The sequence below is a fragment of the Pseudomonas sp. URMO17WK12:I7 genome (assembly GCF_003269045.1).
Taxonomy (GTDB): domain Bacteria; phylum Pseudomonadota; class Gammaproteobacteria; order Pseudomonadales; family Pseudomonadaceae; genus Aquipseudomonas; species Aquipseudomonas putida_J.
Genome location: NZ_QLTL01000010.1, coordinates 116,491 through 134,723, shown reverse-complemented (window position 1 = coordinate 134,723; position 18,233 = coordinate 116,491). Strand labels below are relative to the sequence as shown.

Genomic DNA, 18,233 nt, shown 5'->3' with positions numbered 1-18,233 from the left:
CTGTCTATAGTGCCATCAGCCGGCCGCATGACTTGGCCGGGCGCAATCGCTGCGCTACCATCCGACTCCCCAACGCACTCCAGCCAGGATGACGCGATGAACCGAGTGTTGTACCCGGGTACTTTCGACCCCATTACCAAAGGCCATGGTGACCTGGTCGAGCGCGCTTCGCGCCTGTTCGACCACGTGATCATCGCGGTGGCGGCCAGCCCGAAGAAAAACCCCCTGTTCCCACTGGAACAACGGGTCGAGCTGGCCCGTGAGGTCACCAAGCACCTGCCCAATGTCGAAGTCATCGGCTTCTCCTCGCTGTTGGCGCACTTCGCCAAGGAACAGGGTGCGAACGTGTTCCTGCGCGGCCTGCGCGCGGTGTCGGACTTCGAATACGAGTTCCAGCTGGCGAACATGAACCGGCAGTTGGCGCCCGACGTCGAGAGCCTGTTCCTGACGCCTTCGGAACGTTATTCGTTCATTTCCTCGACGCTGGTGCGGGAAATAGCCGCTTTGGGCGGAGATATCACCAAGTTCGTCCACCCCGTGGTGGCCGAGGCGCTCACCGAGCGCTTCAAGAAGTAACCTTGCGCACCTGATCATCGCGCCCGCGTGCACTGCGGGCGCGAATGCGGCACAATTGTGCCCAAAGCGTTGAACATGCCCGGGCGATGCGCCCCGGCCGGAGTCCCCATGTCCCTGATCATCACCGACGATTGCATCAACTGCGACGTCTGCGAACCCGAGTGCCCGAACGAGGCCATCTCCCAAGGCGAAGAGATCTACGTGATCGACCCGAACCTGTGCACCCAGTGCGTGGGTCACTACGACGAGCCGCAGTGTCAGCAGGTCTGCCCGGTCGACTGCATCCCGCTGGATGAAGCACATCCGGAAACCGAAGACGAGCTGATGGCCAAGTACCGCCGTATCACCGGCAAGGCCTGAGCGCCGCCTGGCAAGGGCTTCGCCCTTGTTCGCGGGTGAACCCGCTCCCACAGGTACGATGCAGTCTTTGTGGGAGCGGGTTCACCCGCGAATGGGCCGCCTAGCAGCCCCCAGGCCTCAGCGCTGGCAGCGCGGGCAGAACACGCTCGCCCGCTGCCCTAGCTTCACCTCGCGCAGGGCCGTGCCACACAGCTTGCACGGCTGCCCGCCCCGCCCGTAGACGAACAATTCCTGCTGGAAGTACCCCGGCTGCCCGTCGCCGCCGATGAAATCGCGCAAGGTCGTCCCGCCCTGCTCGATGGCCGCCGCCAGTACCCGTTTGATCTCGCTCGCCAGTTTCAGATAACGCGCCCGGGAAATCCCGCCCGCCTCGCGGCGTGGGTCGATTCCGGCGGCGAACAGCGCCTCGGTCGCGTAGATGTTGCCCACCCCTACTACCACCGCGTTGTCCATGATGAAAGGCTTGACCGCCATCGAGCGCCCACGCGACAGCTGGAACAACCGCTCACCGTCGAACAGGTCGGTCAGCGGCTCCGGCCCCAGACGCAACAGCAGTTCATGGTTGAACGGGTCGAGGCTCCAGAGCATGGCGCCGAACCGCCGCGGGTCGGTGTAACGCAGCATCAGCCCCGATTCCAGCTCGATGTCGACGTGTTCGTGCTTGGCCGCTGGCAAGCCCAGCTCCACCAGGCGCAGGTTGCCCGACATGCCCAGATGACTGATCAAGGTACCGACCTCGGCGTTGATCAACAGGTACTTGGCCCGCCGCTCGACGCTGACGATGCGCTGCCCGGACAGGCGCACGTCAAGGTCTTCGGGGATTGGCCAGCGCAGGCGCCGGTCACGCACCACCACACGGCTGACGCGTTGGCCTTCCAGGTGCGGCGCTATTCCGCGCCGTGTGGTTTCGACTTCAGGTAATTCCGGCATCGATCAGTGCCCACCCAGCTCGCGAATGTTCTGTTTCAGGTTCTCGAAGTCGTAATCCGACAAGCCGATATAGTCCAGTACAAGTGGGCCGACCACACGCCACTCGTGGTCGACGCTCTGGTTGCCCAGCACACGGTACGAGGCGCAGATGTGCTCTGCCATCTTCAGTACGGCCAGCAGGTTCTTCAACTGGCTCTGGGTATTGCGCGACGAGTCCTCGCGGAAGATTGCCAGGGCATTATGGTGATTGGCGATGGCCGCGCTGATGTGCTCCGGCAGGCGCCACGACTTGGCCGTGAAGTAGCCAACCACAGAATGGTTGGTGTTGAAGGCGCGGTTCTCGGTATCGACCACGCGTGTTTCCTCACCGGCCTTGGCGTACGCATCTTCCAGCACCTGCATGTAGTCGGGGAAGCGCTTGAGCATCAGCGGCACGCCGCAGTCGTGGAACAGGCCGAGCGTGTAGGCTTCGTCAGCAGCCTGGATACCTGTGCGCTTGGCCAGGGTCAGGCAAGTCATGGCCACATCCTGAGCGGTGTCCCAGAAGCGGTTGAGGGTGACGATGGTCTCGTCACTCATCTCGCCCTTGATCGACTGCGCGTTGATCAGATTGATGATCGAACGGCTGCCCAGCAGGTTCACCGCGCGCTGGATCGAGCCGATCTTGTTCGCCAGGCCGAAATGCGGCGAGTTGACCAGCTTGAGCAAGGCTCCGGCCAGGCCAGGGTCCTGGGAAATCAGCTTGGCGATGGTATCCAGGTCCGGGTCGGGCATGTACTGCTCGAACTGCAGGTCGACCATGATCTGCGGTTGCGGCGGAATGGTGATGCCTTGCAAGGCTTGCTGGATCTGTTCGGCGCTGAGTTCTTGGGACATGCGTGCACACTCGTGAAGGACCGGGGAATTCTACCCCCCTTACGCGCCAGGCGACCAACCACTGAATCCCTGTGGGGCGGCCTTGCGTCGCGAAAGGGCCGCATAGCGGCCCCGGCGATTTCTGCTGCGAAGCTGCAAACCTGGGGCCGCTAGGCGCCCCTTTCGCGACGCAAGGCCGCTCCTACAAGGGACGCGCAGGCAGCCAACAGGCTATAATCCCGCTCTTTTTTCCCGGAGCGACGTCATGTCCCTGCCCAGCCTTCGCCTCAAAGCCAATGCCGACCGCCGCCTGCGCGCCGGCCACCTGTGGGTCTACAGCAACGAAGTCGACGTCTCCGCGACCCCGCTGCAAGGCTTCCAGGCCGGCCAGCAGGCAGTACTCGAGGCTGCCAACGGCAAGCCGCTGGGCATCGTCGCACTGAGCCCGAACAACCTGATCTGCGCTCGCCTGCTGTCGCGTGACATCAAGCTGCCGTTGGACAAGTCGTTGCTGGTGCACCGCCTGAACGTGGCCCTGTCCCTGCGCGAGCGCCTGTTCGACAAGCCGTGCTACCGCCTGGTGTACGGCGATTCCGACCTGCTGCCGGGCCTGGTGGTCGACCGCTTCTTCGACATCCTCGTGGTGCAGCTGGCCTCGGCCACCATGGAAGCGCACAAGGATGACGTGATTGCAGCACTGATTCAGGTGCTCAAGCCCAGCGGCATCCTGTTCAAGAACGACTCCGCCGCCCGCGACGCCGAAGGCCTGCAGCGCTACGTCGAAACCGTTTATGGCGAAGTGCCCGACTGGGTCCCGCTGGAAGAGAACGGCGTCAAGTTCGAAGCCCCGGTACGCGAAGGCCAGAAGACTGGCTGGTTCTACGACCACCGCATGAACCGCGCGCGCCTGGCCCCCTACGTCAAAGGCAAGCGCGTGCTCGACCTGTTCAGCTACATCGGTGGCTGGGGCGTGCAGGCCGGCGCATTCGGCGCCAGTGAAGTGTTCTGCGTCGATGCGTCGGGCTTTGCCCTGGATGGCGTCGAGCGTAACGCTGCGCTAAACGGCATCAGCGAGAAGCTGACCTGCATCGAAGGCGACGTGTTCGAGGCCCTGCGCGAGCTCAAGGCCGCCGAAGAGCGCTTCGACGTGATCATTGCCGACCCACCCGCGTTCATCAAGCGCAAGAAGGACCTGAAAAACGGCGAAGCGGCTTATCGCCGTCTCAACGAACAGGCCATGCGCATGCTCAACAAGGACGGCATCCTGGTCAGCGCCTCGTGCTCGATGCACCTGCCCGAGGACGACTTGAACAATATCCTGCTGACCAGCGCCCGCCACCTGGACCGCAACTTGCAATTGCTGGAGCGCGGCGGCCAAGGCCCGGACCACCCCGTGCACCCGGCCATTGCCGAAACCCGCTACATCAAGAGCATCACCTGCCGGTTGCTGCCAAACAGCTGACCCGCGCGGTCTGGGGCGCAATGCGCCCCAGACCGGTATCAGATTTCCAGCACCTGCGACGCGATCCCGAAGTACACCAGCACCCCCGCCGCATCGGCGATCGAAGTCACCAGCGGACCACTGGCAGTCGCCGGGTCGAGCTTCAGGCGTGTGAACAGGAACGGCAGGCTCATGCCGATCAGGCTGCCGACCAACACGATCACCAGCATGCTACTGGCTACGATCAAGGCAACGTCCGCGCCACCTCGCAATGCTCCCAGCGATGCCACCGCCAGGGCCATGGTGCCGCCGAGCGCCAACGCCACCCCGCATTCGCGGCCCAGCATGCGCATCCAGTCACGCATGACCACCTCTCCCGTCGCCAGCGCCCGCACCATCAAGGTGGCCGACTGCGCCCCGGCATTCCCCCCGCTGTCCACCAACAGAGGCAGGAAGAACACCAGCACGATATGCGCGGCGATGGTCTCTTCAAAGGCGGCGATGCCGGCGCCGGAAAACAGGTTGCCGAACACCAGCAGCACCAGCCACAGCACTCGCTTGCGGTAAAGCAGACCGACAGTGGCAGTGCGCAGGTTGCCGACGTGATTGGTGATCGATGCGCCTTTGTGGAAGTCTTCGGTCGCCTCCTGGCGAAGCTTGTCCAGCGCTTCGCTGGCCTGGTCATGCGAGAGTGGTTCTTTACAGCGAATGCAGTTTGCGCAGACAGAGTACATACAGGTCTCCAGGCGCCGACGCAGGCACCCGCAAACCTCGAACTCAGGGGTTCAAGCCTTCGCAAGCCCTGGCGACAACGCGCTCAGTGCCAATTTACAAGTTCGCGGTGAACTGAAACTGGGAAGGTCCATTGAGGTGATTTCTCGTGAAGCCGCACATGCGGCGCGGAGGATGATAACCAGCGCGATTGGCAGGGTCTGCCACGCAGGCAGCGTTTCAGAGGCGTCCTACAAGCAGCCGGGAATCACTCTCAAACCACCGTCCAGGCACATCTTCATTCCCTCGCCGCGCCAGCGGTGTAGAATCGGCCTATTCATCGCCAGTCATCCCCGGCGGGTTTATGAGCTCTGGCCAAGCACGCGGCGATCCCGCGCGGTCTTCGGCCCCATCCGTGCCAGTGGCAACCGGCCTGTGGCGCAAAGGACAAGAGAAGCTCACTCCCCTATTTGTGACCTGATTAAGCCGCCAGGAGTGTTTCATGCCTGATTATCGTTCCAAGACTTCCACCCAAGGCCGCAACATGGCCGGCGCCCGCGCCCTGTGGCGCGCCACCGGGATGAAGGATGAAGACTTCAAGAAACCGATCATCGCCATCGCCAACTCGTTCACCCAGTTCGTCCCGGGCCACGTGCACCTGAAGGACCTGGGCCAGCTGGTCGCCCGCGAGATCGAACGCGCCGGTGGCGTGGCCAAGGAATTCAACACCATCGCGGTCGATGACGGCATCGCCATGGGCCACGACGGCATGCTGTACTCGCTGCCCAGCCGCGAAATCATTGCCGACGCCGTCGAGTACATGGTCAACGCCCACTGCGCCGACGCCATCGTCTGCATCTCCAACTGCGACAAGATCACCCCCGGCATGCTGATGGCCGCCCTGCGCCTGAACATCCCGGTGATCTTCGTTTCCGGCGGCCCGATGGAAGCCGGCAAGACCAAGCTGGCCAGCCACGGCCTGGACCTGGTCGACGCCATGGTCATCGCCGCCGACTCCACGGCCTCCGACGAGAAGGTCGCCGAGTACGAGCGCAGCGCCTGCCCGACCTGCGGTTCGTGCTCCGGCATGTTCACCGCCAACTCGATGAACTGCCTGACCGAAGCCTTGGGCCTCGCCCTGCCGGGCAACGGTTCGACCCTGGCCACCCACGCCGACCGCGAGCAACTGTTCCTCACCGCTGGCCGCACCATCGTCGAGCTGTGCAAGCGCTATTACCAGGAGAACGACGAGTCGGTGCTGCCGCGCAGCATCGCCAACTTCAAGGCGTTCGAGAACGCCATGATGCTCGACATCGCCATGGGCGGCTCCACCAACACCATCCTGCACCTGCTGGCGGCAGCCCAGGAAGGTGAAGTCGAGTTCGACCTGCGCGACATCGACCGCCTGTCACGCAAGGTGCCGCAGCTGTGCAAGGTGGCGCCGAACATCCAGAAGTACCACATGGAAGACGTGCACCGCGCTGGCGGCATCTTCAGCATCCTCGGTTCGCTGGCCCGTGGTGGCCTGCTGCACACCGACCTGCCGACCGTGCACAGCCGCAGCATGGAAGAAGCCATCGCCAAGTGGGACATCACCCAGACCGATGACGAGGCCGTGCACACCTTCTTCAAGGCAGGCCCGGCCGGCATCCCGACCCAAACCGCGTTCAGCCAGTCGACCCGCTGGGAAACCCTCGACGACGACCGTGAAAACGGCTGTATCCGCAGCTTCGAGCACGCCTACTCGCAAGAAGGCGGCCTGGCTGTGCTGTACGGCAACATCGCCCTGGACGGCTGCGTGGTGAAAACCGCCGGTGTCGACGAGTCGATCCACGTGTTCGAGGGCACCGCGAAGATCTTCGAAAGCCAGGACAGCGCCGTGCGCGGCATCCTCGCCGACGAAGTGAAGGCCGGCGACATCGTGATCATCCGTTACGAAGGCCCGAAAGGCGGCCCGGGCATGCAAGAGATGCTCTACCCGACCTCGTACCTGAAGTCCAAAGGCCTGGGCAAGGCTTGTGCGCTGCTCACCGATGGTCGCTTCTCGGGCGGCACCTCGGGCCTGTCGATCGGCCACGCCTCGCCTGAAGCAGCCGCTGGCGGTGCCATCGGCCTGGTGCGCGACGGCGACAAAGTGCTGATCGACATCCCGAACCGTTCGATCAACCTGTTGGTCAGCGACGAAGAGCTGGCTCACCGCCGCATCGAGCAGGACAAGAAAGGCTGGAAGCCGGTTGAAGTACGTCCGCGCAAGGTGACCACCGCGCTGAAGGCCTACGCCCTGCTGGCGACCAGTGCCGACAAGGGTGCTGTGCGTAACAAGGCAATGCTCGAAGGGCTGTGAGGCTCTGACGGAGTGAAAGCAAAACCGGCGCCTTGAGCGCCGGTTTTTTTTATGCCTGTACCGGCCTCTTCGCGGGTAAACCCGCTCCCACAAGTTCTGCACAGATTTCAGCATCTGTGCATGACCTGTGGGAGCGGGTTTACCCGCGAAGAGGCCGGTGCAAATATCACAATACTTACTGGATCTGCTCCGGCGTCACGATCACCCAGTTCTTGTCTGCGGTCACCGGCAACCCTTCCTTGGCCTGGGCCGCCGCATGCTTCGCGATCATCCCGTTCAACTGGTCCATGTACTTGGCCTTGCGGTTTATCCACAGGTGGATGCCGCCCTTGCTCACATCCACCCCATGAAACTGCATGTAGCCATCACTGGTCGGTGTATCACCGCCCACCAGCACCGGTTTCTTCCATTCATCGATGTAGGTGAGGATCGCCGCCTGCTTGCCCGCCATCCAAGTGGCTGGGGTCCACAGGTAAGGCGTCAGCTCAAGTCCTTCGTTGGCCTTGGCGTCATAGTGCCCGGCAGCGATCTGCTTGCGCGCCGTGGTCAGCTGGCCATTGGCGCGATCCTTGAGCAACAGGCTGACGCCAATCACGTTCTGCGGTTTGACGTTGTAACCGTACTTGGGATCGGAAGCGACCATGCGCACCAACTCTTCCGAGGCCGCCGAGATCACGTAGACCTCGATACCGTTCTCCATCAGCTTGTTGTACAGCTCCGCCTGGCCAGTGAAGACCTTCGGCGGCTGCACCTCGATGGACTTGACCTGGTCACCTTCGAAATAGGTGCTGGGGATTGGCTTGGCAGAGGCCATCAGCTCATCGACCTGAGCCTTCAGCTCCTTGAGCGTAAAACCGGCAAACACCTGTGCCACCCACGGGTAGCAGACCATGTCGTCGATCTCGCACAGCCGGTAGTAGTAGCTGAACAGGCTTTCCTTGTGCGCAGCAGTGTCCTTGAACGGGATCAGCTTGAGCGACGGGTCGAGCTTGTCACGGGTCAACAGCCCTTTGTTTTCCATGAACGGCAGCAGCGCTTCTTCGAGGTCGTAGCGGTAGCTGGTGTTGTCCATGTCGAACACCGCGTAGTTACCTTTGTGGGCATTGGCGGCAATCATGGCGTCGAGCTGCCTGGCCGCATCGGCGGGCCAGTGCTTGAGCTCGGTAGCGAAGCTTTCGACACTGAACAACAGCGACAAGCCAAGGGCGAGGGCTTTCGGAGCGAATTTCATGTGCGGATCTCCTGAAATGACCTGGAAACGCTAGTGCAACATTCCCGCCTTAAAGGCCCTCACAACGACCCGCATGCAACTCTAAACGCCTTGTTCATTGCTATCCGCGACAAGTTGTTATTCCATTAGCGACTAAGCAAATTACTTTTGGGTATAAATTCGTTTGTTTTCAGGCTGTTAGCATTTCCGTTCGCAATCGCTCACCAGAGGCGATGCCTCTTCTGCTTTTTCCTGGAGCTTCAATGAACCTGCCGTTGTCTCTCAACCTGCTGGCGTTCCTGGCCTTGCTGCTGGGCCTGGCGCAAACCCGCCGCACCAACTGGAGCCTGGCCAAGAAAGTACTGCTGGGCCTGGCACTGGGCGTGGCGTTCGGCCTGGTCTTGCACACCATTTACGGCGCTGGCCACCCGGTACTCAAGGCCACCATCAGCTGGCTCGACCTGGTCGGAAACGGCTACGTCGGGCTGCTGCAGATGATCGTCATGCCGCTGATCTTCGCCTCGATCCTCAGCGCCGTGGCCCGCCTGCACAACGCCTCGTCGCTGGGCCGCATCAGCGTGCTGAGCATTGGCACGCTGCTGCTGACCACCGCCATCGCCGCGCTGATCGGCATTGTCCTGACCAACCTGTTCGGCCTTAGCGCCGAAGGCCTGGTGGCCGGCGCCCAGGAAAGCGCGCGGATGCAGGTTATCCACAGCGACTACGTCGGCAAGGTCGCCGACCTGAATATCCCGCAGTTGCTGCTGTCGTTCATCCCGAGCAACCCGGTCGGCGACCTGGCCCGGGCCAAGCCGACCTCGATCATCAGCGTGGTGATCTTCGCCGTGTTCGTTGGCCTGGCTGCGCTGCAACTGATCAAGGACGACGCCGAGAAGGGCGAGCGCGCCCTGTCGGCCATCGATACCCTGCAGGCCTGGGTGATGCGCCTGGTACGCGTGGTCATGAAGCTCACGCCTTATGGCGTGCTGGCATTGATGACCAAAGTGGTGGCCAGCTCGAACATGGAGGACATCCTCAAGCTCGGCAGTTTCGTGGTGGTGTCGTACCTGGGCCTGGCGCTGATGTTCGTGGTCCACGGGATCATCCTCGCCGCTACCGGCGTGAGCCCGCTGCGCTTCTTCCGCAAGGTCTGGCCGGTGCTGACCTTTGCCTTCACCAGCCGCTCCAGCGCCGCCAGCATCCCGCTGAACATCGAAGCGCAAACCCGCCGCCTGGGCGTGCCGCAGTCGATTGCCAGCTTCAGTGCATCGTTCGGCACCACGATTGGCCAGAACGGCTGCGCCGGGCTCTATCCCGCCATGTTGGCCGTGATGGTGGCGCCTGCGGTGGGCATCGATACCTTCGACCCGCTCTGGATAGCGACCCTGGTGGCGATCGTGACGCTGAGTTCGGCGGGGGTTGCCGGTGTGGGTGGCGGTGCGACCTTCGCCGCGCTGATCGTGCTGCCGGCCATGGGCCTGCCGGTCGAGTTGGTGGCACTGTTGATCTCGGTTGAGCCGCTGATCGACATGGGCCGCACGGCGTTGAACGTGAACGGTTCGATGACCGCGGGCGTGGTGACCAGCCAGTTGCTGAAAGAGACCGACAAGGAAGTGCTGGGCGGCGATGAGCATGCCGAGCTGAGCCATAGCTGACAAATCGCCGGGGGCGCCTTGCGCCCCTTTCGCGACACAAGGCCGCTCCTAGAAGGCAAACGCGTATCCCTGTAGAAGCGGCCTTGCGTCACGAACGGGCTGCAAGGCAGCCCCAGCATTCTCAAACTTTGTCCCAAACCTCGAAGTGGTAAGCCGGCTTGCCTTCTTCAGCCTGCGCCTCGCTCGACAGCAACTTCCACTGGCCCTCATCGAACGCCGGGAACCAGGCATCACCCTGCGGCGATAGCTCGACCCGCGTCAGGTACATCCGGCTCACCAGCCCCTTCTCCAGCGCCTGCCCATACAGCTGCGCCCCGCCAATCAGCATCAGCTCACCAACGCCCTGCTCCCGCGCCCATTGCTCGGCCCGCGTCACCGCTGCTTCAAGCGAACTGAACACTTCGGCGCCCACCAGTTGCAACCCTGGCTGCCGGCTGACCACGATATTCAGCCGCCCCGGCAACGGCCGGCCCAGTGAATCCCAGGTCTTGCGCCCCATGATGATCGGCTTGCCCAGGGTGGTGGCCTTGAAGTACTTGAAATCCCCCGGCAGGTGCCAGGGCATGGAGTTGTCGATGCCGATCACGCGGTTCTCGGCGTGAGCCGCGATCAGGCTGAGGGGGAGTGATGTATTCATGCCAGCGAGGATAGCACCGGGCGTGTGGGTTATGCTTCTGCCCTGAACCACGCAATGGAAGACCCTGTGACTGCACCGACTCCACTGGACAAGCGCTGGCTCACCGAAGCGGTACGCCTGCGCGAAGAACATGCCGGCCTGCTGGAAGACCAGGAGGCCAACCGCCACGCCCGCCAGCAGGGCGGTGACCTGGCGGCGCGCATCGAAACCCGTGCGCTGTGGCTGGCCGAACGCGATGGCATGACCACGGCCTTGCGCCACTGGCAGCAGGGCGCCCGCCTGGCGCTGCTGGCCTTGATGCTGCTGGCCATTTTCAGCGGCGCAGGCCTGGCCTTCGCCGCCCTGGGCGACGGGCAACGCCCGGTCAACGTGTTCTGGGCCCTGGGCAGCCTGCTCGGGCTGAACCTGCTGATGCTGCTGGGCTGGGCCGTGGGTTTTGCCTTGAGCGGCGAGCACGGCGCGAGCCTCGGTCGCCTGTGGCTGTGGTTGAGTGAACGCTTTGCCCGCGATGCCAAGGCCGCGCACCTGGCGCCAGCGCTGTTGGTGCTACTGCAACGCCAGCGCCTGAACCGCTGGCTGCTGGGTGCCCTAGTACACGGGCTGTGGCTACTGGCGATGCTCGCCGCCCTGGTCATGCTCCTGACCTTGCTGGCTACCCGCCGGTACGGCTTCGTCTGGGAAACCACGCTGCTTGCCGCCGACCCGTTCATTCACCTGACCCAAGCCCTCGGCGCACTGCCCTCGCTGCTTGGTTTCGCCGTACCGGACGAGGCCATGATCCGCGCCAGCGGCGACACCCTCCCCGCCCTGGATATCGCCCGCCAGGCTTGGGCCAGCTGGCTGCTCGGTGTGGTGTTGGTGTACGGCCTGCTGCCGCGCCTGCTGCTGGCCGGGCTGTGCCTGTGGCGCTGGCGCCAGGGCCGTGAGCGGCTGACGCTTGACCTCAGCCTGCCCGGCTACGCGCAGCTGCGCGACGCCCTGATGCCCCGCAGCGAGCGCATCGGCGTGCAGGATGCTGCCCCCGATGCGCTGCCACAATTCGAGGCTGGCCAGTTGGAAAGCACCAGTAGCGGCGCCCTGCTGGTGGGCCTGGAGCTGGACCACCAGCACCCTTGGCCGCCCGCCCTGCCCAAGGCCGTGACCGACGCTGGCGTGCTCGACAACCGCGAATCACGCAACAAGCTGCTCGAACAGCTCAGCCGTTTCCCGCCAGCGCGCCTGGCCATCGCCTGCGACCCACGCCGCTCGCCCGACCGCGGCAGCCTGGCGCTGCTCGCAGAGCTGGCACGCCATGCTGGCGCCACACGCATCTGGCTGCTTCAGGCAGCGCCCGGCCAAGCCCTGGACGCCCAGCGCCTGGGTGACTGGCACGACGCCCTTGACCGCCTCGGCCTGCCCCATGCCGACACCTCGCCCCTGACCTGGCTGGAGCATGGCCATGACTGAGCCGCTGAAACTGGCCGTGGTTGGCCACACCAACGTCGGCAAGACCTCGCTGCTGCGCACGCTCACCCGTGACGTCGGCTTTGGCGAGGTCTCACACCGCCCCAGCACCACCCGCCACGTCGAAGGCGCACGGCTGTCGGTGGATGGCGAACCGCTGCTCGAGCTCTACGACACGCCCGGCCTGGAAGATGCCATCGCCTTGCTCGACTACCTCGAGCGCCTGGAACGCCCCGGTGAACGCCTGGACGGCCCAGCCCGCCTCGAACGCTTCCTGCAGGGCAGCGAGGCGCGCCAGCGCTACGAGCAGGAAGCCAAGGTGCTGCGCCAGTTGCTAGCGAGCAATGCTGGCCTTTATGTCATTGACGCCCGCGAGCCGGTGCTGGCCAAGTACCGCGACGAACTGGAAGTGCTGGCCAGCTGCGGCAAGCCGTTGTTGCCGGTGCTCAACTTTGTCGCCAGCAGCCAGCACCGTGAGCCGGAATGGCGTGAAGCCCTTGCCCGGCTTGGGCTTCACGCACTGGTGCGGTTCGATAGCGTCGCCCCGCCAGAAGATGGCGAACGCCGGCTGTACGAGAGCCTGGCACTGCTGTTGGAAGACGCCCGACCAGCCCTGCAACGGCTGATCGACGACCAGCAGGCACAGCGCCTGGCGCGCCAGCAAAGCGGCAAGCGGCTGATCGCCGAGCTGCTGCTCGACTGCGCGGCCTGCCGCCGCAGTGTCGAGGCTGAGCCGGTAGCCGAGGCGCGCGCCATCGAGGCACTGCGCCAGGATGTGCGCCAGCGTGAACAGCGTTGCGTAGAAGCATTGCTCAAGCTGTATGCCTTCCGACGGGAGGATGCCAATGCCGGTGATTTGCCGTTGCTGGATGGCCGTTGGGGTGATGATCTTTTCAACCCCGAGACTCTGAAACTGCTGGGTGTGCGCCTGGGCAGCGGCGTGGCGGCCGGGGCTGCTGCCGGTGCCGGGGTTGACTTGCTGGTTGGCGGCCTGACCCTCGGCGCAGCAGCGCTGGCAGGTGCCATTGCAGGTGGTGCGCTGCAGACGGCGCGCAACTATGGGTCAAGGCTGATGGGCAAGCTGAAGGGGCAACGCGAACTGACGGTGGATGACACAGTGCTGCGGCTGCTGGCGTTGCGTCAGCAGCACTTGATGGTAGCGCTGGATAGCCGTGGGCATGCGGCGCAAGACCGCATACGGCTGGGTGAAGTGGATGAAAAGGCCTGGCGTGAGGGCAAGCTGCCAGAGGCGTTGATCAAGGCACGGGCGCATCCGCAGTGGTCGACCCTCAACCCTGGGGCGAAGCTCAATCAGGCCGAGCGCCAGGAACAGCTGGAGGCGCTCGTTTCACAGATCTGATTCAGCAGGTCTTGCCCTTCGCGGGCAAGCCCGCTCCCACAAAGGGACTGCACAACTTTCGAAAAGTGTGCGGTCCCTTTGTGGGAGCGGGTTTACCCGCGAAGAGGCCGGAGCAGGCAACTTCAAAGCAAAGCCAGAGCCTTCTGCTTGAGCAGCGCCAGATCCATCACCGGCACCCCGACCTCCTTGGCCATCTCGTCCCACTCCCGCATCCGCAAGCTCACCTCGAACAGCGGATCCTGCTCGAATGTATCCGCCTCGGCTGCGCTCATCACGCCCCCCTGATACTCCAGCGTCCGCCGGCTCGCCTCGCTCAGCCGCTGGTAATACCCAGGCTCGCGCAAGGTCAGGTAACGCTTGGCCTCCACGTGGTATTGCACCAGCCGCGCCATGCGCTCGCCAAAGCCACAACGACGCAGGTATTGCGCACCGATGCGCTCATGGCTGACCACGCCATAGCCGCCCATGCTGGCGTCACCGCCGCACAGGTGGCCGATGTCATGGAAGAACGCCGCCAGCACCACTTCATCATCGAAGCCTTCAGCCATGGCCAGCTGCGCAGCCTGGGACATGTGTTCGAGCTGGTTGATGGCTTCGCCGATGTAGTCGTCGCTGCCATGCTGCTCATACAAACTGAACAGCCTGTCGATGATCTGGGATGGCGTAGGCATGGGCTTCACTCCTGGGCTTATTGTTGCGCCACTTTCTCCGACTTGCCGTCATAGCGCTTGCGCCATTCGGTGAGGATCTCGTCGCGGTTCTTCGAGGCCCAGGCAAAGTCGTTCTTGATCAGGCGCTGTTCATAGTCGGCCGGCAGCTCGGTCTGTGGCTTGGCGATACCTGGCGCGGCCAGTACGGCAAAGTTGTCCTTGTACAGCTCCATGGCCGCCGGGCTTGCCGAGAAATCAGCCAGGCGCTTGGCCGCGTCAGCCTTGGGCGAGCCTTTGATCACGGCAGTTGCTTCGATCTCCCAGCCCAAGCCTTCCTTCGGCAGCACGATATCCAGCGGCGCGCCTTGGCGCTTGAGCTGCACGGCCGGGTACTCGAACGAAATACCGATCGGAAACTCGCCCGCCGCCGCCAGCTTGCACGGCTTGGAGCCGGAGTGAACATATTGGCCGATGTTCTGGTGCAAAGCATCCATGTAGGCCCAGCCTTGAGGCTCGCCGAAGGTCTGCAGCCAGGCGCTGACGTCAAGGAAACCGGTGCCGGACGAGGCCGGGTTGGGCATGACGATCTTGCCTTTGTACTCAGGCTTGGTCAGGTCCTGCCAGCTCACGGGTTTAGTCAGGCCCTGCTTTTCGGCTTCGACAGTGTTGAAGCAGATGGTCGCGGCCCACACGTCCATGCCGACCCAGGCTGGCGGGTTGGCCGCATCGCGGTAGTTCGCCGAGATCTTGCCCAGGTCTTTCGGCGCGTAGGCTTCGAGCATGCCGTTGTGGTCGAGAATGGCCAGGCTGGAAGCGGCCAGGCCCCAGACCGCGTCGGCCTGTGGGCGCTCCTTCTCTGCCAGCAGCTTGGCGGTGATGATGCCAGTGGAATCACGCACCCACTTGATCTCGATGTCCGGGTTGGCCTTTTCGAAGGCCTGCTTGTAACTCTTGAGCTGCTCGGCTTCCAGCGCGGTGTACACAGTCAGCTGTGTGGCTGCGGCCGAAGCCTGCAGGCTGAAGACGGCGGATACGGCAGCGGCAAGTGCAAGGGGCTTGAACATGATGCGTTTCCTATCAGTGGGGGCAGGCAGTCATTGGCCGGGCGCGCGCTGGCGCCAGGCCTGGGAGCGGCGCAGCAGGCCGCGGGAAGCCGCGGCCAGCAGCAGCGATGCGGCGGCGCTGGTCAGCAGGATCAGGGTCGACATGGCGGCAGCACCGCCGACGTTGCCAGCATCGTCCATGTTCAGCACGGCGACCGCGGCGAGGAGGGTGTCGGGGCTGTAGAGGAAGATCGCCGCCGACACGGTGGTCATCGCCGAGACGAACAGGTAGCGGATGATGTCCAGCAGCGCCGGCAGGCAGATCGGCACGGTGACCCGCACGAAGTGCTTGTACAGCGGCGCCTTGAGCGACAACGCGGCGGCCTCGAACTCGCCGTCGAGCTGGCGCAGCGCGGTGGCGGCGGTCATCTGCGCGGTGGTCAGGTAGTGGGCGATGGTGCACAGCACCAGCAGCGCCATGCCGCCATAGAACACGTGCAGCGGGTTGCCGCTGAGGTTGAAGAAGAACACGTAGCCCAGCCCTAGCACCAAACCCGGTACCGCCATGGGGATGAAGCTGAGCAGACGCAGAGCCTGGTTGAGCAGGCGCTGACCTTGGGTTTTCTCCATCAGGTAGGCGCCAGTGAAGATCACGATGCTGCCGATCAGTGCGGTGCACAGGGCCATGGTCACACTGTTGCGGTAGGCCAGCCAGCCGCCACCGGCGGTGTCCTCGAACTGGTAATGCTTGAACGACAGGGTCAGGTTGTACGGCCAGAACGTGACCAGCGACGAGTACACTGCCATGCCGATTACCACCAGCAGGGCTGCGCAGACCAGCAGCACGATGGCCAGGAAACAGGCATCACGGCAGCGCGACGGCTTGGGCTCGAACACCTGGGCTCGGCCGCTCATCGCCTCGCCCTGGCGCCGACGCAGCCAGGCATCGACGCCGAAGCTGAACAGCGCCGGCAGCAGCAATACCATGCCGATCAACGCGCCACGGCCGAACTGCTGCTGGCCGACAACCGCCTTGTAGGCCTCCAGCGCCAGCACCTGATAATCGCCGCCCACCACGACCGGCACGCCGAAATCGGTGATGGTCAAGGTGAATACCAGGCAAAACGCGGCGAACACCGCCTGACGCGTGGCTGGCCAAGTGATGCTGAGAAATGCCCGCCACGGCCCGGCCCCCATGCTCGACGCCGCGTCGAACAGCCGCGCGTCGGCCAGCGACAAAGCCGAGAGCAGGATCATCAACGCATGGGGGAAGGTGTAGATGGCCTCGCCCAGGACAATGCCCCAGAAGCCATAAATATTGTGGCTGAGCAGGCTGCGCAACAGGCCTTGGTTGCCGAAAAGATAGACCAGGGCAATCGCCGGTAGCATCGACGGCGCCAGCAACGGCAGCAGCGAGATGCCGCGCCACAGGCCCTTGGCCGGGATCAGCGTGCGCTGCAAGGCGTAGGCGAAGAGGTAGGCCAACGGCACCACGATCGCCGCCACGGTAAAGGCCACCGACAGGCTGTTGCCGAGCAGCCAGTGAAAGTTTTCGCTGGCGAACAGTTCGCGGGCAGCCAATACGCCACCGCCCTGGCCGGCTTCAGCGCTGAAGCCTTTCCAGAAAATGGCCAGCAGTGGCATCACCACGGCCAGCAGCAGAAGAATCAGCAGCAGGCTCTTGCCACCGACAACGAACAGGCGGTCACCCAGGGCGACGTCACCGCGTCGCGCATCCTTGGTCGGGGTCAGCGGTAAAGACATTGGCGCGGCCATCTCAGGCAAACACCTGCAGGCTCTGCGGTGGCAGCGCCACCCAGATGTCCTGCGAGCCCAGAGGCGGCATGGCTTCGGGCGCAAGTTCGGCGAGCAGGGCATGGCCCGGCAGCGCCTCGAGCTCGAAGCTCATGCGGCAGCGGTTGCCAAGGAAGGTGATTTCGCGGACCTTGGCCGGGAACAGGTTCTCCTCATGCACCACCGGGTTCACGGTGATTGCCTCTGGGCGGCAGAACAGTCGACCACTGCGGGCACTACCCGCGTTGGTTGCCAGGCGCATGCTCATGGCGCCGACCTGGGCGTGGCTCTCGCTACTGCGCTGGAACGGCAGCCAGTTGCCTTGGCCGACGAATTCGGCGACGAACGGCGTGGCTGGCTGGTCGTAGATTTCCTGCGGGGTCGCGTATTGCTCGACCTGGCCGTTGTTCATCACCGCGATGCGGTCAGCCATGAGCATGGCTTCGTCCTGGTTGTGGGTGACCATCAACGTGGTGATACCCAGCTGGCGCTGCAGCTGGCGCAGCTCGGTACACAAGTGCTCACGCACGCGGGCATCCAGTGCTGACATCGGTTCGTCGAGCAGCAGCAGCGACGGCGACGGCGCCAGCGCACGGGCCAGGGCCACACGCTGTTGCTGGCCGCCGGACAGCTGGCCGGGATACTTCTTTTCGCTACCGGACAGGCCAACCAGCTCAAGCATTTCCGCCACGCGCTGGCGGCTCTCGTCGCGGCTGCTGCCGGTCAGGCCGTAAGCAATGTTGGCTTCAACGCTAAGGTTGGGGAACAGTGCGTAGGACTGGAACAGGATTCCGTAGTCCCGGGCCTGGGGTGGCAGTTCGGAGATGTCGCGCTCACCGATGTACAGCGTGCCACGGTCCTGGCGCTCAAGGCCTGCGATGCAGCGCAGCAGGGTGGTCTTGCCGCAACCGGACGGGCCAAGCAGGCACACCAGCTCACCGGCGGCGATGTCCAGGGACACATTGTTCAGCGCCGTGAAGGCACCGAAACGTTTGTGGATACCGCGCACTTTCATCTGTGCGCCCGGGGTGGCGTGGTTCATGGCAAGGCCTCATCGAACAAGTGAGGGCCATGCTAGGAAGGCTGTGCGAAGGTTCTGTGGCTTTTGGGCAAAAGCCGCTGATAGTGGTATAGGCAGATTTGGTAGTGGCCGCGAGGGCCTATTCGCGGGTAAACCCGCTCCCACAGGATCTCTCTAGTGCTTGAAGCCTGCGCAGTACCGCT

16 protein-coding genes are annotated in these 18,233 nt (G+C 63.8%); 7 read left to right on the top strand and 9 right to left on the bottom strand.

The window, feature by feature from the left end; translation table 11 throughout:
• Positions 1–96: 96 nt before the first annotated feature.
• Together coaD and H040_RS15465 are read left to right on the top strand one after the other, a co-directional pair.
• The gene (gene coaD, locus H040_RS15470) at positions 97–576 is read left to right on the top strand and encodes a pantetheine-phosphate adenylyltransferase (RefSeq protein WP_027920955.1); all 480 of its coding nucleotides are present in this window, start codon (positions 97–99) and stop codon (positions 574–576) included.
• Between the two features lie 108 nt (positions 577–684).
• Positions 685–936, top strand: a complete 252-nt coding sequence (locus H040_RS15465; RefSeq protein WP_008095804.1) for a YfhL family 4Fe-4S dicluster ferredoxin — start codon at positions 685–687, stop codon at positions 934–936.
• A 117-nt stretch (positions 937–1,053) separates the two neighbouring features.
• On the opposite strand, the gene mutM is transcribed toward H040_RS15465, so the two are convergent.
• Complete coding sequence (gene mutM, locus H040_RS15460; RefSeq protein ID WP_027920954.1) at positions 1,054–1,866, bottom strand: bifunctional DNA-formamidopyrimidine glycosylase/DNA-(apurinic or apyrimidinic site) lyase; 813 nt, start codon at positions 1,864–1,866, stop codon at positions 1,054–1,056.
• Between the two features lie 3 nt (positions 1,867–1,869).
• Positions 1,870–2,688, bottom strand: coding sequence for an HDOD domain-containing protein (locus tag H040_RS15455; protein WP_177326728.1), 819 nt, complete (start codon positions 2,686–2,688; stop codon positions 1,870–1,872).
• 298 nt (positions 2,689–2,986) lie between these two features.
• Here H040_RS15455 and H040_RS15450 point away from each other — a divergent pair, with 298 nt between their 5' ends.
• Positions 2,987–4,183 carry a class I SAM-dependent rRNA methyltransferase gene (locus tag H040_RS15450; protein WP_027920952.1) on the top strand — a complete coding sequence of 399 codons (1,197 nt, stop codon included), beginning with the start codon at positions 2,987–2,989 and terminating at the stop codon, positions 4,181–4,183.
• Positions 4,184–4,221: 38 nt separating this feature from the next.
• Here H040_RS15450 and H040_RS15445 read toward each other — a convergent pair whose 3' ends face one another.
• Positions 4,222–4,896, bottom strand: coding sequence for a magnesium transporter (locus H040_RS15445; protein WP_256208144.1), 675 nt, complete (start codon positions 4,894–4,896; stop codon positions 4,222–4,224).
• A 479-nt stretch (positions 4,897–5,375) separates the two neighbouring features.
• Here H040_RS15445 and ilvD point away from each other — a divergent pair, with 479 nt between their 5' ends.
• On the top strand, positions 5,376–7,217 hold the full coding sequence (gene ilvD, locus H040_RS15440; RefSeq protein WP_027920951.1) for a dihydroxy-acid dehydratase: 1,842 nt from the start codon (positions 5,376–5,378) through the stop codon (positions 7,215–7,217).
• Positions 7,218–7,392: 175 nt separating this feature from the next.
• Here ilvD and H040_RS15435 read toward each other — a convergent pair whose 3' ends face one another.
• Positions 7,393–8,448, bottom strand: coding sequence for a phosphorylcholine phosphatase (locus H040_RS15435; RefSeq protein ID WP_027920950.1), 1,056 nt, complete (start codon positions 8,446–8,448; stop codon positions 7,393–7,395).
• A 242-nt stretch (positions 8,449–8,690) separates the two neighbouring features.
• Between H040_RS15435 and H040_RS15430 the strand changes: the two genes are divergently transcribed.
• The gene (locus tag H040_RS15430; protein ID WP_027920949.1) at positions 8,691–10,082 is read left to right on the top strand and encodes an L-cystine transporter; all 1,392 of its coding nucleotides are present in this window, start codon (positions 8,691–8,693) and stop codon (positions 10,080–10,082) included.
• Between the two features lie 121 nt (positions 10,083–10,203).
• Here H040_RS15430 and H040_RS15425 read toward each other — a convergent pair whose 3' ends face one another.
• Positions 10,204–10,719 (bottom strand): dihydrofolate reductase, encoded by a 516-nt coding sequence (locus H040_RS15425; protein ID WP_027920948.1) that lies wholly within the window; start codon positions 10,717–10,719, stop codon positions 10,204–10,206.
• A gap of 54 nt (positions 10,720–10,773) precedes the next feature.
• Between H040_RS15425 and H040_RS15420 the strand changes: the two genes are divergently transcribed.
• Positions 10,774–12,165: a DUF2868 domain-containing protein gene (locus H040_RS15420; protein ID WP_027920947.1), complete on the top strand. Its 1,392-nt coding sequence runs from the start codon at positions 10,774–10,776 to the stop codon at positions 12,163–12,165.
• A complete protein-coding gene (locus H040_RS15415; protein WP_027920946.1) occupies positions 12,158–13,522 on the top strand; it encodes a GTPase/DUF3482 domain-containing protein in 1,365 nt (454 codons plus the stop codon). Before H040_RS15420 ends, H040_RS15415 begins: the two co-directional genes overlap by 8 nt.
• 122 nt (positions 13,523–13,644) lie before the next feature.
• Here the strand turns inward: H040_RS15415 and H040_RS15410 are convergent, their stop codons facing one another.
• The 4 genes from H040_RS15410 to H040_RS15395 are packed head-to-tail and all read right to left on the bottom strand — an operon-like array spanning position 13,645 to position 18,051.
• Entirely contained in the window at positions 13,645–14,193 is a 549-nt protein-coding gene (locus tag H040_RS15410; protein WP_027920945.1) for a phosphonate degradation HD-domain oxygenase, read from the bottom strand.
• 17 nt (positions 14,194–14,210) lie between these two features.
• Positions 14,211–15,236, bottom strand: a complete 1,026-nt coding sequence (locus H040_RS15405; protein ID WP_027920944.1) for a putative 2-aminoethylphosphonate ABC transporter substrate-binding protein — start codon at positions 15,234–15,236, stop codon at positions 14,211–14,213.
• A 30-nt stretch (positions 15,237–15,266) separates the two neighbouring features.
• Complete coding sequence (locus tag H040_RS15400; RefSeq protein WP_027920943.1) at positions 15,267–16,991, bottom strand: putative 2-aminoethylphosphonate ABC transporter permease subunit; 1,725 nt, start codon at positions 16,989–16,991, stop codon at positions 15,267–15,269.
• 1 nt (position 16,992) lies between these two features.
• Entirely contained in the window at positions 16,993–18,051 is a 1,059-nt protein-coding gene (locus H040_RS15395) for a putative 2-aminoethylphosphonate ABC transporter ATP-binding protein (protein ID WP_027920942.1), read from the bottom strand.
• Positions 18,052–18,233: the final 182 nt, after the last annotated feature.

Excerpts from the sequence above, each read along its gene's own strand:
- coaD (WP_027920955.1), top strand. The coding sequence starts at position 97 with ATGAACCGAGTGTTGTACCCGGGTACTTTCGACCCCATTACCAAAGGC.
- H040_RS15465 (WP_008095804.1), top strand. The coding sequence starts at position 685 with ATGTCCCTGATCATCACCGACGATTGCATCAACTGCGACGTCTGCGAA.
- mutM (WP_027920954.1), bottom strand. The coding sequence starts at position 1,866 with ATGCCGGAATTACCTGAAGTCGAAACCACACGGCGCGGAATAGCGCCG.
- H040_RS15450 (WP_027920952.1), top strand. The coding sequence starts at position 2,987 with ATGTCCCTGCCCAGCCTTCGCCTCAAAGCCAATGCCGACCGCCGCCTG.
- H040_RS15445 (WP_256208144.1), bottom strand. The coding sequence starts at position 4,896 with ATGTACTCTGTCTGCGCAAACTGCATTCGCTGTAAAGAACCACTCTCG.
- ilvD (WP_027920951.1), top strand. The coding sequence starts at position 5,376 with ATGCCTGATTATCGTTCCAAGACTTCCACCCAAGGCCGCAACATGGCC.
- H040_RS15435 (WP_027920950.1), bottom strand. The coding sequence starts at position 8,448 with ATGAAATTCGCTCCGAAAGCCCTCGCCCTTGGCTTGTCGCTGTTGTTC.
- H040_RS15430 (WP_027920949.1), top strand. The coding sequence starts at position 8,691 with ATGAACCTGCCGTTGTCTCTCAACCTGCTGGCGTTCCTGGCCTTGCTG.
- H040_RS15425 (WP_027920948.1), bottom strand. The coding sequence starts at position 10,719 with ATGAATACATCACTCCCCCTCAGCCTGATCGCGGCTCACGCCGAGAAC.
- H040_RS15420 (WP_027920947.1), top strand. The coding sequence starts at position 10,774 with ATGGAAGACCCTGTGACTGCACCGACTCCACTGGACAAGCGCTGGCTC.
- H040_RS15415 (WP_027920946.1), top strand. The coding sequence starts at position 12,158 with ATGACTGAGCCGCTGAAACTGGCCGTGGTTGGCCACACCAACGTCGGC.
- H040_RS15410 (WP_027920945.1), bottom strand. The coding sequence starts at position 14,193 with ATGCCTACGCCATCCCAGATCATCGACAGGCTGTTCAGTTTGTATGAG.
- H040_RS15405 (WP_027920944.1), bottom strand. The coding sequence starts at position 15,236 with ATGTTCAAGCCCCTTGCACTTGCCGCTGCCGTATCCGCCGTCTTCAGC.
- H040_RS15400 (WP_027920943.1), bottom strand. The coding sequence starts at position 16,991 with ATGGCCGCGCCAATGTCTTTACCGCTGACCCCGACCAAGGATGCGCGA.
- H040_RS15395 (WP_027920942.1), bottom strand. The coding sequence starts at position 18,051 with ATGAACCACGCCACCCCGGGCGCACAGATGAAAGTGCGCGGTATCCAC.